Source organism: Neobacillus massiliamazoniensis (assembly GCF_001048695.1).
Classification (GTDB): Bacteria; Bacillota; Bacilli; order Bacillales; family Cytobacillaceae; genus Neobacillus; species Neobacillus massiliamazoniensis.
In genome coordinates, this window is record NZ_CVRB01000003.1 from 306792 (window position 1) to 323448 (window position 16657).

At 39.3% G+C, this 16657-nt stretch carries 17 protein-coding genes; 16 read left to right on the forward strand and 1 reads right to left on the reverse strand.

Annotated elements, in window-relative coordinates; genetic code table 11:
- Positions 1 to 376 precede the first annotated feature (376 nt).
- The 5 genes from BN1082_RS14250 to BN1082_RS14265 all read left to right on the forward strand — a co-directional run bounded on the left by BN1082_RS14250 (position 377) and on the right by BN1082_RS14265 (position 4573).
- Positions 377 to 1432 (forward strand): TauD/TfdA family dioxygenase, encoded by a 1056-nt coding sequence (locus BN1082_RS14250; RefSeq protein ID WP_090635269.1) that lies wholly within the window; start codon positions 377 to 379, stop codon positions 1430 to 1432.
- A gap of 170 nt (positions 1433 to 1602) precedes the next feature.
- Complete coding sequence (locus BN1082_RS14255; protein WP_090635270.1) at positions 1603 to 2904, forward strand: MFS transporter; 1302 nt, start codon at positions 1603 to 1605, stop codon at positions 2902 to 2904.
- Positions 2905 to 2921: 17 nt separating this feature from the next.
- A complete protein-coding gene (locus BN1082_RS27575; RefSeq protein WP_176699765.1) occupies positions 2922 to 3062 on the forward strand; it encodes a hypothetical protein in 141 nt (46 codons plus the stop codon).
- Positions 3063 to 3152: 90 nt separating this feature from the next.
- Positions 3153 to 3848 carry a CoA transferase subunit A gene (locus BN1082_RS14260; RefSeq protein WP_090636479.1) on the forward strand — a complete coding sequence of 232 codons (696 nt, stop codon included), beginning with the start codon at positions 3153 to 3155 and terminating at the stop codon, positions 3846 to 3848.
- 44 nt (positions 3849 to 3892) lie between these two features.
- Entirely contained in the window at positions 3893 to 4573 is a 681-nt protein-coding gene (locus tag BN1082_RS14265) for a 3-oxoacid CoA-transferase subunit B (protein ID WP_425412173.1), read from the forward strand.
- A gap of 93 nt (positions 4574 to 4666) precedes the next feature.
- Here the strand turns inward: BN1082_RS14265 and BN1082_RS14270 are convergent, their stop codons facing one another.
- Complete coding sequence (locus BN1082_RS14270) at positions 4667 to 5572, reverse strand: LysR family transcriptional regulator (protein ID WP_090635272.1); 906 nt, start codon at positions 5570 to 5572, stop codon at positions 4667 to 4669.
- 138 nt (positions 5573 to 5710) lie between these two features.
- On the opposite strand from BN1082_RS14270, the gene BN1082_RS14275 reads away from it, so the two are divergent.
- The 11 genes from BN1082_RS14275 (at position 5711) to BN1082_RS27580 (ending at position 16413) form a co-directional block, all read left to right on the forward strand.
- Positions 5711 to 6499, forward strand: coding sequence for an SDR family NAD(P)-dependent oxidoreductase (locus BN1082_RS14275; RefSeq protein WP_090635273.1), 789 nt, complete (start codon positions 5711 to 5713; stop codon positions 6497 to 6499).
- 203 nt (positions 6500 to 6702) lie between these two features.
- Entirely contained in the window at positions 6703 to 7179 is a 477-nt protein-coding gene (locus BN1082_RS14280; RefSeq protein WP_090635274.1) for a 2,4'-dihydroxyacetophenone dioxygenase family protein, read from the forward strand.
- Between the two features lie 385 nt (positions 7180 to 7564).
- The gene (locus BN1082_RS14285) at positions 7565 to 8704 is read left to right on the forward strand and encodes an acyl-CoA dehydrogenase (protein ID WP_090635275.1); all 1140 of its coding nucleotides are present in this window, start codon (positions 7565 to 7567) and stop codon (positions 8702 to 8704) included.
- Positions 8705 to 8888: 184 nt separating this feature from the next.
- Positions 8889 to 9653: an electron transfer flavoprotein subunit beta/FixA family protein gene (locus tag BN1082_RS14290; RefSeq protein ID WP_090635276.1), complete on the forward strand. Its 765-nt coding sequence runs from the start codon at positions 8889 to 8891 to the stop codon at positions 9651 to 9653.
- Between the two features lie 18 nt (positions 9654 to 9671).
- Positions 9672 to 10640 carry an electron transfer flavoprotein subunit alpha/FixB family protein gene (locus BN1082_RS14295; RefSeq protein ID WP_090635277.1) on the forward strand — a complete coding sequence of 323 codons (969 nt, stop codon included), beginning with the start codon at positions 9672 to 9674 and terminating at the stop codon, positions 10638 to 10640.
- Between the two features lie 89 nt (positions 10641 to 10729).
- The gene (gene accC / locus BN1082_RS14300; RefSeq protein WP_090635278.1) at positions 10730 to 12082 is read left to right on the forward strand and encodes an acetyl-CoA carboxylase biotin carboxylase subunit; all 1353 of its coding nucleotides are present in this window, start codon (positions 10730 to 10732) and stop codon (positions 12080 to 12082) included.
- Positions 12083 to 12117: 35 nt separating this feature from the next.
- A complete protein-coding gene (accB, locus tag BN1082_RS14305; protein ID WP_090635279.1) occupies positions 12118 to 12663 on the forward strand; it encodes an acetyl-CoA carboxylase biotin carboxyl carrier protein in 546 nt (181 codons plus the stop codon).
- Positions 12664 to 12718: 55 nt separating this feature from the next.
- Positions 12719 to 14269, forward strand: coding sequence for an acyl-CoA carboxylase subunit beta (locus BN1082_RS14310; protein WP_090635280.1), 1551 nt, complete (start codon positions 12719 to 12721; stop codon positions 14267 to 14269).
- Between the two features lie 19 nt (positions 14270 to 14288).
- Positions 14289 to 14702, forward strand: coding sequence for a hypothetical protein (locus tag BN1082_RS14315; protein ID WP_090635281.1), 414 nt, complete (start codon positions 14289 to 14291; stop codon positions 14700 to 14702).
- Between the two features lie 44 nt (positions 14703 to 14746).
- The gene (gene phaC / locus BN1082_RS14320) at positions 14747 to 15835 is read left to right on the forward strand and encodes a class III poly(R)-hydroxyalkanoic acid synthase subunit PhaC (protein ID WP_090635282.1); all 1089 of its coding nucleotides are present in this window, start codon (positions 14747 to 14749) and stop codon (positions 15833 to 15835) included.
- A 395-nt stretch (positions 15836 to 16230) separates the two neighbouring features.
- Positions 16231 to 16413, forward strand: coding sequence for a hypothetical protein (locus tag BN1082_RS27580; protein WP_176699803.1), 183 nt, complete (start codon positions 16231 to 16233; stop codon positions 16411 to 16413).
- The last annotated feature ends 244 nt before the right edge of the window (positions 16414 to 16657 follow it).

Genomic DNA, 16657 nt, shown 5'->3' on the forward strand with positions numbered 1-16657 from the left:
TCATATCTACCTCTCTTATTCTACATAAAAAGTATAGTTTATCAAAATTAAAGATTTTAATCTGTAATTTAATAGTACTAATATAAGTAGGGTGAAAACTACTTTGTTAATAAACGAAAATAAAGAAAATCACCATACTAAAACGCATCGAATCTTAAAACAGGATCGAGTCCTGGTTTCTATATAAGTAATTCTCATATGCAAATTGATAATTTTAATTTTATTTAACTGAAAATTATGAATATAATTAATGTGATAGCAATATTAACACTATTTCAATAGTTGTTATTAAAAACGCTTCCATTTAAGTAAAAGGGGGGAGAAAGCAATAGGGAAAATTTAAATTATTCCATTAGGAAACTAAGGAGGGAGTATCGTGGTGTCCATTTTAAAGGAAAAAATTCAAGGACCTGCAGCATGGAAAGGGATTGAACTGGCTAAAGATAATTCATGGATTTATTATTTGTCCGAGAAAGCGATTACATCCCTTGAAAACGCCTTAATGAAAGTTAAACAAAAGGGTTTGCAAGCACCTGATTTTACCAAGGGAGACTTCCCGATTCCTGAGCTTGTTGATGAAATCGCTTACTTTGTTGACGAACTGGAGAATGGAAAGGGATTTTTATTAATTCGTGGATTACCAATCGAAAGGTACACCGATGAGGAAGCGAGCATTATTTACTGGGGTCTTGGTCTTCATCTGGGCACCCCGGCAACACAAAATGCAAAAGGTGACCTCTTAGGGCATGTCTTTGACCAAGGACTTGACATTCAAGATTCAAATGTACGGGGTTACCAAACGAATGCACATCTTCCCTTTCACCCAGATGGATCTGACGTAGTCGGGTTATTAAGTCTTCGAAAAGCAAAATCTGGTGGATTCAGCAGTATCGTTAGTTCGATGGCTGTTTATAATGAAATTCTTGAGAAATACCCGGAGTATCTTGGTATTCTCTACCGACCATATTTATTAGACCGCCGTGGAGAGGAAGCTCCGGGGGAATCTCCAGTCTATTCATCACCAGTCTTTAGTTATTACAAAGGTAAATTAAGCTGCCGATTTAATCGCGGTTATGTCGAATCAGCGCAAGCGAAAACGGGTATCTACCTGTCAAAAGTTGAAATTGAAGCGTATGACTTAATAGATTCTCTCCTTCATGATAAAGATATGCATATTGATATGCTGCTGGAACCGGGTGATATGCAATTTGTCAATAATTATACCGTTCTTCATTCACGAACTGTTTATGAAGATTATGAAGAACCGGAACGTAAACGTCATTTATTAAGATTATGGCTCACAATGCCCAATGGCCGTGAAATTGCACCTGATTTTGCGATGTTTATCGATGAGAAAACAGGTAAAGCTGGCCGTGGCGGCATTCCCGTCCGTGAAAAAACAGCTGGTGGTATTGCAGAAAACATTAGGTAATGGAAATGAAATAATAAAAATTTAATGGTTAACATTAGTTTAATCAGTATGAATTTACCTTTATAAACCATTTCAAAAGAACACCAATTAGATTCATGTGATGGGGACTCTCTTTTCGAATATCTGGCAAAGGTTTCCCCGAATAGTAAAAGTAAGGGGAGATTTTTACATTGAAAACACCAAAATATTCCTGGGTTATATTACTATTTCTAGTTGCAACGGGTATGATTAACCAGGTTGATAAAATCATCATTGGTTTGGTTTCCGTTCCCGTTATGAAAGAGTTGCATTTAAGTCCTGCGCAATGGGGAGTGATAGGAAGTTCCTTCTTTTGGTTCTTTACCTTTTCCTCTTTCATTCTTGGAGGCGTGGCCGATTCCAGAAACACAAAAAAAATGTTAGCTTGGACCTCATTAGTATGGCTGATCGTTCAATTTAGCACACCTTTTGTCTCCAGTCTGTCTCTGCTGGTGGCTACCAGAATGGTCTTGGGAGCAGGTGAAGGGCCAGCCGTTGCTATATCAACGTCTTTAATCGGGAAATGGTTCCCGAAGCACAGACATGGTATAGGCTTTGGTGCTGTGCTCTTTGGAGCAACAATAGGGCCTGCAATTGCTTCACCACTATTAATCTCATTGATTAGCCAGGATGGATGGAGAGCTGCTTTTGTAGCAATGGGGATCGTTGGACTTATTGTGCTAGTCTTATGGATGATTTTCGGTAAAGAAGGCCCGCAAGAAATTGGTTTGCCTGTAATTGAGGAAGAGGAGCAGCATTCATCCATGCTCCATAAGGTTTCGTGGCGCCAGTTTTTCCCCCATCTTTTTTCTAAAAATTTCATTTTTATCGTTTTATGTGCAGGGTGTGCCTATTGGTTATTAGCCGTTCAAGCGGTATGGTTTCCGGCATACTTTACCAAAATTCAACATTTTAATGGTAAAACGCTAAAACTAGCTGTGTCATTACCTTTTCTTTTCGCTGCCCTTTGCCAAATTGGATTTGCGCTTGTTTCAGACAGGCTTTACCGCAAAACTGGAGATATTCGTAAAGCCCGTATAAATGTTGCTGGTCTTACGATGCTGTTATCTGCTATTTGTTTATATATTGCAAGTACGGTAAATTCAAATGCTGTCTCAATATTGTTCTTCATCCTGGCTCCTGGTTTTGGGATTGTCATTCTTTCACTTGCACCAGCCATGTTAATGGACTTTTTCTCTCCGAAAAATATAGGAAAAGCGCAAGGGGCATACGTTGCACTTTCAAGTTCAGCAAGTATTATTGCTCCGCTTGTGTTCGGGTTTCTAGTCCAATATGCACGGACTGAGTCCATCGGATATCGTTATGGATTTCAAGTAACTTCCTTGATCATGTTCGTTATCGGTTTAGTTTTTTGGGTCAGTGTGCGTTCCGCAAAGCGAAGTCAACCATCGATAAAGCCGGAAGAGCAAGTAAGTATAACTATTAATGGATGAAACGAGGAGGAGAAGAAATGAGTAAAGTTGAAAAAGAAGCAGTGGAAATTGATCGTTGTGTATCTTGTTATCAAGAATTAGCTATTATGGAGCAAAATCGCAGTGTATGTTGGGATTGTCAGAACAAGATATCCGAGACTTACTCTGATGACCATTGAAAATGGAAAGTCAAAATAAACTCGTTAGTCTTACAAAATAAAAGGGAAAATTGTGGAGTGTGAAAAAAATTGGCTGGACTTAGAAAAGTAATGACAGAATTTAATAAAGCAATTCAAGATATACAAGATGGTGCAACCATCATAGTCGGAGGTTTTGGACTTTCGGGAATACCCGAGAAGCTGATCCTTGCGTTGCGGGAAAAGGGGACAAAGGACTTAACCATCGTTAGTAATAATTGCGGCGTGGATGATTGGGGGCTGGGTCTTCTCCTTGCCAATAAGCAGATTAAGAAAATGGTAGCCAGCTATGTGGGTGAGAACAAGATCTTTGAAAAACAATTTTTAAGTGGAGAATTAGAAGTAGAGCTAGTTCCCCAAGGGACATTGGCGGAGAGAATTCGGGCAGGTGGAGCTGGTATCCCTGGATTCTATACACCGACTGGTGTTGGTACCCCGATTGCGGAGGGCAAGGAACACAGGATTTTTAATGGGAAACTGCACATTCTTGAAGAAGGGATTGTTGGAGATTTTGCTTTCGTCAAGGCATGGAAAGGCGATCTGTTAGGAAATCTTGTTTTCCGGAAGACGGCACGAAATTTTAATCCGCTTGCTGCAACCGCAGGCAGGATCACGATTGCCGAAGTGGAGCAAATCGTTGAACCCGGTGCCCTTAATCCGGATGAAATCCATACACCTGGGGTCTATGTCCAAAGGATATTGGAAGGAACCGATTATGTAAAAAGAATTGAGCGCCGTACTGTCAGAACTGATTTAACGCACGCGTAAAGGGGATAACATACCACCAAAACATTTAGGGGGAATAAACAGTGATGGATTCCAGAACAAAAATCATTAAGCGTGCCGTTCAAGAGATTCAAAATGGAATGAATGTAAATCTCGGCATTGGCATGCCTACTTTACTGGCAAATGAAATACCGGATGAAATTCAGGTATTATTACAATCAGAAAATGGCTTGCTTGGTATTGGACCGTATCCGGTAGAAGGAAGTGAAGACCCTGATCTTATTAACGCAGGGAAAGAAACGGTTACCGCGGTAATCGGAGGTTCGTTCTTTGATAGTGCGGAGTCCTTTGCGATGATCCGGGGAGGGCACATTGATTTAGCCATCCTGGGCGGTATGGAAGTATCCGAACAGGGGGATTTGGCCAATTGGATGATTCCAGGAAAGATGATTAAAGGCATGGGCGGAGCCATGGATCTTGTTAATGGTGCCAAAAGAATTGTGGTTATCATGGAACACACGAATAAGTACAATGAATCCAAAATCAAAAAAAATTGTACACTTCCATTGACAGGCCAGAAAGTGGTCCATCGTCTGATTACAGATTTAGCTGTGTTTGATTTTACATCTGAGGGTATGATTCTTAAGGAAATTCAAGAAGGTGTTACACTTGATGAAGTAATCGAGAAGACGGAGGCTTCCTTTACAATCAGCACCCATTTAATGAATGATAAAAACGATAGACAAAAGGCTCCTAGTTTAGTGTAAATGATCGAAAACTTATTTCTTCCTATTATATATAGTTTCGTAAAAAGAGAAGCTCTGTTCTAAATAGAACAGATGCTTCTCTTTTTTTCTTTCTTAACTCTTATTAATTTCGGATTTTAGATAATGAATATATTTGTTTGTAAAAGTGGATAAATGTTTATTCTCTGATCGAACTAAGCCTAAAGAAATATTTACTGCTCCATGATTCACCAAATCAACCGCAACGATGTCCCCATAGACTACAGGAGGATAATTTTTCATAACGAAATCTGGTGCGAATGTAATAGCCAGACTTTCAATGATGGCTTGGCCAACTCCTTCCATATTATTTGATGAAAGTAGGGTTTTCATGGGCTTATATTTGTTAAAGAAATCTTGAACAAAATACTTCATAAATTCACCGTTATATGTGACTAGGGTTTGATCAAGTATATCTTGCGGAGTTACGGTACCAAGAAATGCTAAGGGAGAATGTTTAGAAACATAAACCTTCTGTTTCCCAAGGATTAGTGGTTCACAAACGATTCCATCCATGTTTATGTTCCAATCGCTTGAATATGTAACCAACCCTATATCAGACTTATGTCGGTGAACATCTTCAATCACATCTGAACCACTTTTTTCAGCAACCTCCATATTTACGTGTGGAAAATCATGTCTAAAAGCTGCTATTGCTTTTACTAGTAACGTCATCAATCCGGGTAAAGATGATATTTTTAGTTCCCCCACTTCCGTGGAATTGATCATGTTGACTGTCTCTCTTATTTCCTCAAGCTTTTTCAGTACTTCAAAGGAAAGTTTTAGAATCATTCTGCCTTCATCAGTTGGCACAGCACCGTGTCCCCGGGAGCGCTTTAGAATTTTAAGACCTAATTCCTTTTCTAAGCCGGTAATGGACTGGCTGATTGTTGATTGTGTTACATGTAGGTTCTGTGCAGCTTTAGATAAAGAACTGTATTTTGCGACTTCAACAATATATTGTAATTGTTCAATATTCATAGCATTTCTCCCTTTTGAATATTAGTAATAATTACTTACACATTAAAATCTTTAATTTTATTTAATAATAATTTATAAGTATAATCAATATAGATTTAAAAATTTTTAAAATATTCTCAATTTAGGAGGAAATCAAGAATGACAACAAAGCAATTGTTTGATTTAAGAGGAAAGACAGCAATGGTTACCGGAGGAGGTAGCGGATTAGGGCGTGTAATGGCACTTGTGTTGGCAGAAGCTGGTGCAAATGTGGTAGTTTGTTCACGTCGTGTAGAGGTTTGCGAAGAAGTCGTGAAAGAAATCGAGGCGTTAGGAAGTCAAGGTCTTGCACTATCATTGGATGTAACAAATCCTGAATCTGTCGTTCAATGCTTAGATAAAGCGCTTTCACATTTTGGGAAAATCGAAATTTTGATCAACGCCAGTGGAACAGTTTTTGAAGCACCTGCAACGGAAATGTCTTTAGAACAGTGGCAATCCATGCTCAATACAAATGTGACAGGAACATTCTTGATGTGTCAGGCTGTAGGAAAACATATGATCGAAAATGAATATGGTAAAATCATTAACATTTCTTCTAGCATTGGCTTTAAAGGTGTAGACCCAGAGGCAGTAGATTCTGTAGGTTATACAACAAGTAAGGGTGCAGTTATGACTTTAACAAAGGATCTTGCTGTTAAGTGGGGCCGCCATGGAGTGTTTGTGAATTCCATTGCTCCTGGAGTTTTCACGACTGGAATGAATAACCCGGAAATACCGGGAACACTTGTTAACAAAGCAGGTGCTTTCATTGCCACCCAAGTACCGGTTAGAAGATTAGGTACAGACAATGATTTAGCAGGAGCAGTCCTTTACTTTGCTTCATCAGCTTCTGATTATTGTACGGGACAAATTTTGGTTCTTGATGGGGGCCTTGGGGCTAAGTAATTTACAGCTAGTAAACTTGTTTTGGGAATCTATCAAGTAGCTGTGTAGATTAACAATACTTAATTGCATGTTAAAAATAATAATTTTACTTAAAAGATAATTGTAAATATACTAAATTTAATAAATTCGCAATCGTTGACTACCGGAATATTGGAAGCGTTAACAAGGTGAATTTAAAAAATACATGGAAAGAGGAGATAGATATGACAGAAGTAAAAGAAATAAAAGAAGTAGTAGCATATCATGCCAATAATGTTTGTCCAGATGATCTGCCTTGGATTCCTTATTTTGGAGATGCGAAATTTAAATTACTAAAGGCCAACCCTGTGACAGGACAGAATATTACATTATTATGGGTTCCTGCGAACATGCAGCTACCGGCCCATTTCCATCCTGGAACAGTCATCGTATATACTGTCCAAGGTTCTTGGAGATATCTTGAGGATCCTTGGGTTTCCAAACCTGGTGATATGGTTTATGAGCCTGCTGGCTCCAAGCATACACCTCAGGCTGTAGGGGATGAAGATGTTATTACGTTCAATATTGTAGAAGGAACATTAGACTACATTGGTGAGAATGGGGAAATTCTTGCTAGAGATAATTGGGAGACATTCCTAAAAAAATACCATGACTATTGCGCCGCTGAGGGTATTGAACCAATTGATGTGACAAAATTTTAAAAGAATAGATTGCTAAAATATGAGGTGACTCTTTCAAAATGGGAGTCACTTTTTTATTTTCATTTTTAATAGAGTTTAACCTTGAGTATTATTCTTGTTTCCACTGTATATAAGTTATTTTTAATTATAAATTAATATATTTAATTTTATATAATTAAAATTTATGAGTATAATCTTAATAAGATTTCAAAATATTAGAATATTCTCAATAAATGAGAATTAAACGACGTAAGCCAACAGAAACTGTTTTGGAAGATGGGTAACGATCTATACCCGAAAGTTTCTAGAGCAAACAGTGTAATAAACATAATATTCCCATCCTTTAAGCTGGGAGTTTTTACACGTAGCGTTGTTTGAAAATACATATTCAAAAAGGAGTGCAATTATGAACTTTCTATTGTCTGAAGAACATCAAATGATGAAAAAAATGGTGCGTGAGTTTGCACTGAACGAATGTGAGCCAACTGCGGCCCAGCGTGATGAAGAAGAATATTTTGACATGAATATTTGGCATAAGATGGCTGACCTTGGTCTATGCGGGATTCCTTGGCCGGAAGAGTACGGAGGTGCAGGTGCCGATTATTTAAGTTATGTAATCGCGGTGGAAGAACTGTCGCGGGTGGATGCTTCCATAGGGACTACGCTTTCAGCCCACACATCGTTAGCTGGATGGCCGGTTTATAAATTTGGTACCGAGCAGCAAAAGCAAAAATATTTAAGAGCCATGGCAGAAGGAAGAAGCATGGGGGCATACTGCTTAACGGAACCTGGATCCGGGTCTGATTCCAGCGGGATGAAAACAACGGCTGTCCTTAATGGGGATGAGTGGATCTTGAACGGTTCGAAGATTTTTATTACGAACGGAGGCTATGCGGACACCTATATCGTATTCGCACAGACCAATCCGGAACTAAAGCATAAAGGTATTACCGCATTTATTGTGGAAAAAGGCTTCCCTGGCTTCTCTGTAGGAAAGAAGGAGAAAAAGATGGGCATTCGCTCTTCCGCAACGACGGAAGTAATTTTTGAGGAATGTCGTGTTCCAAAGGACAATCTTTTAGGTCAAGTGGGTGAAGGGTTCAAGATTGCGATGATGACCCTCGACGGTGGTCGGAACGGCATCTCTTCGCAAGCGGTGGGTATCGCTCAAGGGGCATTTGATAAAGCACTTGAATATGCAAAGAATCGCGTCCAATTTGGCAAACCGATTAGCTCGCTTCAAGCGATCCAATTCAAGTTAGCTGATATGGCCACTAAAATAGAAGCTGCCCGGTTATTGACCTACCAAGCAGCATGGCGTGAGGATCAAGGAATATCTTACGGACTTCAGTCTGCAATGTCCAAACTGTTTGCTGGAGACACCGCCATGGAAGTAGCGGTAGAGGCCGTTCAAGTATTTGGCGGATATGGTTATACAAGGGAATATCCGGTTGAGCGTTATATGAGAGATGCCAAGATCACCCAAATCTATGAAGGAACGCAAGAGATTCAACGACTTGTTATTGCTGGAAATCTGCTCAAATAATATTTTAAATTTTTATAAAGAAGATGGGGAGAAATTAAAGGGGATAATGGAATGACGTTCCCTGGTAAATCAATCCAAGTGTTGGGAGAGTAGTAGAGAAAAAGGCTGATAACTCAATGGTGGGAGAAGTACAAGTTTCCGGTCTTTTTGAAGCGGTCTTGCCATCTAGAAAGGATACAAGAAAATGAACATCTTAGTTTTAATCAAGCAAACGTTTGATACAGAAGAGAAAATTGTCCTCAAAAGAGGATTCGTGAGTGAAGAAGGGGCAAACTTTATTATCAATCCATACGATGAATATGCAATTGAAGAAGCACTTCAATTGAGGGATGATCATGGCGGAGAAGTAACCGTTATCACAGTAGGTCCGGAACGGGCTAAGAATGCTTTGTATAAGGCACTTGCTATGGGAGCAGACAAAGCGGTAATGGTTGATAGTGAAGATTTAAACCTTGATGAATACAGTACAACCAAAATCCTGGAGGCTGTTATTAAATATAGGGAATTTGACCTTATCTTAGCCGGCAGTGTGGCAGTTGACTATGGCTGTGGACAAGTTGGGCCGCGCCTTGCTGAGGAACTGAATATACCGCAGGTAACGATGATTACAAAGCTGGAGATTGATGGCAACAAAGCGATTATTGAGCGTGAAGTTGAAGGGGATAAAGAGATTGTCGTGGCTGAACTTCCGGTATTGGTTACTGCACTGCAGGGATTAAATGAACCGCGTCTACCTTCACTAAACGGTATCAAGAACGCGAAGAAAAAAACAATCGAGCGGCTGGAGATAGACGATTTAAATCTAGATAAGGTTTTAGAGGTAAAAACAATCACTACTGAAACATTTTTTTCAATGAAGAAAGGACATGGCCGTATCTTGAACGGAGAAATCAATGCTCAAGTTTCTGAATTGGCTGAAATTCTTCGCAGTGAAGCCAAGGTAATCTAATCACCTAGGGGGACCAAAATGAGAAAAGTACTAGTTTTGATAGAAGCTAAAGCTGGGAACCTAAGAGGTGTTTCGCTGGAGGCACTGACTGCTGCCCAGCGCATTGCGGAAGATGGGGAAATTATTGCTGTCGTTTTCGGAAGTGATGCCGTTCATTATGCAAATGTCCTAGGGAAGCATGGGGCAAATAAAGTATATATCATTCGTAACGAAGAGCTGAAGGTGTATACAACAGATGCTTACTCACAAGCGATGCGTCAGGTAATTGATGAAGTCGAACCAGATGCAATTTTAATGGGACATACAGCAATCGGGAAAGATCTTGCACCACGCATCGCAGGCCGTTTTGGGCTGGGGCTTGTTTCCGACGTTGTAGATGTCCAGGTAGAAGATGGAGAAGTAATCTTTACGCGTCCAATTTACTCAGGAAAAGCGTATGTCAAAAAGAAAGTTGTATCCGGTATCCCATTTGCAACAATCCGCCCAAATAATTTTCCAGTGTCAGAACTCAACCGAAAAATTGAGATTGTCCATTTTTATGTTGAAATTAAAGATTTACGGACGATTGTAAAAGAAGTAGTTCGAAAATCAACTGGCGGCGTAAACTTATCAGAAGCGAAAATAGTGATTGCTGGCGGGCGGGGAGTTATGTCGGCAGAAGGTTTTAAGCCGCTTCAAGAGCTTGCGGATGCCCTGGGAGGGGCTGTAGGCGGATCCCGTGGTGCATGTGATGCAGAATACTGTGATTATTCACTGCAAATCGGCCAGACAGGGAAAGTGATCACTCCAGATTTGTACATCGCGTGTGGAATTTCGGGTGCCGTTCAGCATTTAGCTGGGATGTCTACCGCTAAAGTTGTTGTAGCGATCAACAAAGATCCAGAAGCACTCATTTTTCAAATAGCGGACTATGGAATAGTCGGTGATTTGTTTGAGGTGGTACCACTTCTAACTGAAGTATTTAATAAAGTACTAGTAAACTCTTAAAAATAATTGGATGAGGGTCTAGTAGGGGGGACAGCTCATCGAATAAGGACAGGCTTTCTATAAAATTACTTCTGGAAAGGAACTTGTACATGTTTAAAAAGGTTCTTATTGCTAATCGAGGAGAAATTGCTGTTCGGGTAATTAGGGCGTGCAAGGAAATGGGGATCTCTACAGTTGCCGTATATTCTGAGGCAGATCGTGAAGCACTTCATGTGCAAATGGCGGACGAAGCATATTGTATCGGACCAACGGCATCCGCAGGGAGTTACTTGAATATTCCCAATATAATAAGTGTTGCTGGATTCACAAATGCAGATGCTATCCATCCGGGATACGGATTTTTAGCTGAGAACGCCAATTTTGCAGAAATCTGCGCAGATTGTGGCATAACGTTTATTGGTCCTAGTGCAGAAGCGATTACTAAAATGGGGGATAAATCGGTCGCTAGAGATACGATGAAAAGTGTAGGTGTGCCAACCGTTCCGGGAATAGATGGTCTAATAGAAAACCTTGAAGAAGCTGTAGTAATCGCAAAGGAAATTGGATTCCCTGTTATTGTGAAGGCAACAGCGGGCGGTGGAGGCAAAGGAATGAGAGTAGCAGTTGATGAAGAGGATTTATGTAAAGCTATTCGTCAAGCTCAGAAAGAAGCTGAAACCGCATTTGGCAACGCCGGCGTATATTTGGAGAAATACATCGAGGAACCACGTCATGTTGAAATTCAAATTATTGGAGACAGGCTTGGTAATATTGTTTATTTAGGTGAAAGAGATTGTTCGATCCAGAGACGCCATCAAAAACTTGTTGAGGAAGCCCCATCACCAGCTCTTGAGCAAGAGACCCGTGAGCGGATGGGTGCTGCAGCCATTGCTGCAGCAAAAGCTGTTAATTATCATGGAGCAGGCACGGTTGAGTTTCTTTTAGATAAAAACAACCAGTTCTATTTCATGGAAATGAATACACGGATTCAGGTAGAACATCCAGTGACAGAAATGATCACAGGGATCGACTTAATAAAGGAACAGATTTTAGTTACAGCAGGATACCCTCTATCTTTTGGACAGGAAGATATTAAAATCAACGGGTGGGCAATTGAATGCCGTATCAATGCCGAAAATCCTGCAAAGAATTTTATGCCGTCACCGGGGAAAGTCGAAATGTATTTGCCTCCAGGGGGATATGGTGTACGAGTGGATAGCTTTGTCTATCCCGGTTATGAAATTACTCCTTTTTATGATTCGATGGCAGCAAAACTTATTGTTTGGGGAAGAGACCGTGAAGAGGCCATATCGCGGATGAAAAGAGCGCTTGATGAATTTGTCATTAGCGGAATCAAGACAACGATTCCATTTCATCAAAAATTATTAGAGCATGAATCCTTTGTGAAGGGGAATTTTAATACAAAATTTCTTGAAACGAATCCATTGAAGATAGAGGTTTAATTCATCTAGTTAACAACTATTAAGGAGAGAGAAAGATGTTTAAAATCCAAGAAATTAGAGAAATAATCAAATTGGTTGATCAGTCTTCAATCAACACTTTAGAAATAAAAGAGGGAGATTCTAAAATTTCCATACAGAGAAATGCTGGATCAGCTCTAGTCGTTGGGCAGGAGGTGAAATCTGTTGAAACCCAAGCAAAACAAGTTGTTTCAGAGGCTCCATCCGTCTTAACAACAGCTGTGGACAAGGGAATTTCAAATGCCCATGTTCAAGTAGCAACAGCGAAAGAAATCATTGAAGAGGTATATAGTACACCCAAAATGGATTTAAATGAAAACCTTTCCAAAATTGTCTCGCCAATGGTAGGTACGTTTTATAGGGCACCAGGAATGGATGCAGCACCATTTGTTAAAATTGGTGAAAAAGTTGAGAAATCGACCGTTGTTTGCATATTAGAAGCTATGAAACTATTTAACGAAATTGAGGCTGAAATGGATGGAGAGATTGTTGATATCCTTGTAGAGAATGGTCAGCTCGTCGAATATGGCCAGCCTCTTTTCTTAATAAAACATACATCCTGAATCAAAGAAATAGGAAAGATTAGCTTAAACGCATTTGCAGAGGGGTGAGGCAAAAATGAGCACAGTTTATGAGAAAATTTATGATTTATGGGATCGAAAAAGTAAGGTCGTCCTAGGCGGCGGTGACGACAGAATTGAAACCCAGCATAAACGAGGTAAACTTACGGCGAGGGAACGTATTGATTTACTGCTCGATGAAAATTCCTTTGTGGAATTAAATCCATTCATTCGGCACCGTGCAACCAACTTTGGAATGGATAAATTAGAAAGCCCAGGAGAAGGCGTCGTAACGGGTTACGGCAAAATTCATGGCCGTCTTGTCTACGTATTCGCCCAAGACTTTACTGTTTTTGGCGGGGCATTAGGAGAAATGCATGCAACAAAAATATGCAAAATCATGGATTTGGCTGCAAAAAATGGGGCACCTATTATAGGTTTAAATGATTCTGGTGGGGCCAGGATTCAAGAGGGTGTTGTTTCTTTAGACGGATACGGTCAAATTTTTTATCGGAATGCCATTTATTCAGGGGTAATCCCGCAAATATCCGTGATTATGGGACCTTGTGCAGGAGGGGCCGTCTATTCACCTGCCATAACAGATTTTGTGTTTATGGTCGAAAAAACCAGTCAAATGTTTATTACAGGTCCCAAGGTAATTGAAACGGTAACTGGCGAGAAAATTTCTGCAGAGAATCTTGGCGGTGCAAATGTTCATTCCTCGATTAGTGGTTGTGCACATTTTACCGGTGATTCTGAACCGAAAGTTCTTGAAGATGTAAGAAGATTAATTTCCTATCTTCCTCAAAATAACATGGAAAGCCCGCAGTCTCAGGGAAGCGTCGAAGAAGATGATTGGCGGGAAAATCTGCTTGACTTGGTACCGCTTAATGGTACAAAGGTTTATGACATTCGTAAGGTATTAGAGCAAGTATTGGATTTTGGGGATTTCATGGAGGTTCAAAAGGACTATGCCAAAAATATCGTGGTGGGATTTGGTCGAATCGATGGAAATAGTGTTGGAATTATTGCCAATCAGCCCAAAGTAATGGCTGGGGGCTTGGATATTAACTCCTCGGATAAGACCTCCAGATTTATTCGGTTCTGTGATTCGTTTAACATCCCGATTATTACGTTCGAAGACGTAACAGGTTTTTTCCCTGGAGTTAAACAAGAGCACGGAGGAATCATTCGCCATGGTGCAAAAATTCTGTACGCCTATTCAGAGGCAACCGTGCCCAAAATAACCGTCATACTTCGAAAAGCATTTGGCGGAGCCTATGTGGCCATGAATTCAAAAGCGATTGGTGCAGACATAGTATTTGCCTGGCCTAACGCAGAAATCGCCGTAATGGGTCCTGAAGGAGCAGCAAATGTTATTTTCGCAAAAGAAATTAATCAAAGCAGTAATCCGGAAGCGACTCGTTCGGAAAAAATTAATGAATATCGAAATATGTTTGCGAATCCATATGTTGCGGCTTCGCATGGAATGGTTGATGACGTCATCGATCCTAGGGATACAAGGAAAGTTCTGAAACAGGCTTTAGAAATGCTTAGAACAAAAAAAGAAGCACGACCGAATAAAAAGCACGGCAATATTCCGTTATAGATGAATAGGAGGAGAAAAGATGATACAAAACTTTAATTTATTTGATACTTGGAAAGACTATTATTCCCAATACAGCAACCTTTTTGATGAACAAACTGCTAAGGAATTTCCGGCACAAGGAATTGGGCAGCTTTTAGAACTCCATCTTCAATTCAAAAAATGTTTGAATGAAACGACAGAACGTTATTATGAATTAATCAATTTACCATCCATACATGACCTTGCGCATATTTCCTCTCTAATTGTCAATTTAGATGCGAAAGTGGATGATTTAGAAGAATTTATGGAAGAAACCATTCAAGATGGTTCAGGGCAGCAGCAAAATGAAATAGCAAATTTAAAAAAAGAAATGAAAAGTCTTGATACGAAGCTGAACCAAATCATTTCGATGTTAAAATCTCCAAAAGAACCTATTGCAAACAGTAATGTTTAAGTGTTTCATGTAAAAAATGAATAATTCTAATAAGGGGTGGAGAAATGAGCGTTATTTTATCAAATGAATTCGAAAAGTTTATCGATCTGATACCTGAGGAGCATCAACACTTGTTAAAACGTGTAAACAAGGCAACTAAAGTATTAATGGTAGATGCGGAGCCGGAAATTGGCCCAACACCGAAAGAAGTGATTTGGACCAGAAATAAAACGAAGCTCTATCGATATATTTCTGACCAACCGAATAAACATAAAATTCCCCTTCTTTTGGTTTATGCACTGATTAATAAACCTTATCTCATGGATTTAACTAAGGGTAGCAGTTTAGTTGAATATTTGGTTAATCGCGGATTCGACGTCTATCTCCTTGATTGGGGTACACCAGGCTACGAAGACAAAAACATGAAATTAGATGATTATATAATGGACTACATCCCACGTGCAGTTCGTAAAATAATGCGGAAATCCAATGCGAAGGAAGTATCCGTGCTTGGTTACTGCATGGGCGGTACAATCACATCCATATTTGCTGCGCTGCACCCTGAATTGCCGATCCGTAACCTTGTTTTTATGACTACTCCATTTGATTTTGAAGAAACAGGTCTATACGGCGAAATGCTAGATGAGCGGTATTTTGATATTGATAAAGTGGTCCAAACACTCGGTATTATTCCTCCTGAAATGATTGACATGGGAAACAAATTACTTAAGCCGATGGCAAACATCTATGGACCTTACGTCAGTCTTTTGGATCGTGCCGAAGATGAAAAATTCGTTAAGAGCTTTAAATTATTGCAAAAATGGTTAAACGATGGCATTCCATTTCCAGGTGAGGCTTATCGACAGTGGATCAGAGATTTTTATCAAAAAAACAAACTGATTAAAGGGGAACTCGTCATTCGCGGACGTCAGGTTAACCTTAAGGCAATTACCGCTAATGTGCTCAATTTATCAGGTGAAATCGATATTATCGCACAGCCGCATCAAGTAGAAGCATTGATGGATCATATATCAAGCAAAGATAAGCAATATATTAAATTACCTGTTGGGCATACCTCGATTTCTTTTGGAAGTAAAGCTTCAAAAATAACATATCCTACGATTGGCGACTGGCTCGAAGAACGGTCTAACTAATCGTGATAAAAATGACCAGTAATTCAATTGAGTTTTTTAATATTCAAATGAATTCTCTTAAAAATCAATCATCAGAACTCCTCACAATCTCTTTAAACAATCTAGTAAAAAGTAAAAATGCAGAAGCTTTTATTCTCACCCTAGAAAAATATCTTGAACTTAGACGAACGAATCGAAACCTGTATATTAAAAATATGAAAGAAATATTTTCTATGATTCAAAAGAATAAAAGAAAATATTCCATTATGTATCCAATTAAGAAAACATTCTTTCCATTCAATAAATATATGAGATATTGAAGATAACAACGAAAACAGTATACATCTTGCAATGAAAAGAATTTGCCATTACTGCTTAATGAAGGAGTTGAAATTATGTGGGTCTGTACAAAACACATGAAAGAGACATTAGCATTGTTAGAAACTCCCCATGTTAGTAAAGCTTCATATCAAATTAAGTGTTCGCTATGTAGTAATCTTGCTATTGCAAAAGTATATTATTCGCACCAAACCAACTATTTTTCTAAAGAACAATGTAAAGCTTCTTTAAAAATAGAAACCTTTCAAAAAACAAGTTAATTGATTTTTGAAAGAATATATATGATTTAGGAAAAGAGATTAGCTACATTCTGTAAACGATGACTAGGAGGAGCTGTGTGCATTAATAGTGAAAGCACGGTTCTGGGAGGGGAGAGCACAATTTACCGCAAGGTAGAAAGGCTCCCTTCTACTCGACTAGTTAAAGTAGAGCCACCTTCGAATCCTCCTCCTTCCGAAAAATGAGCAAATAATTCACTGTACTTAAATTATACAAAAGGCTGTG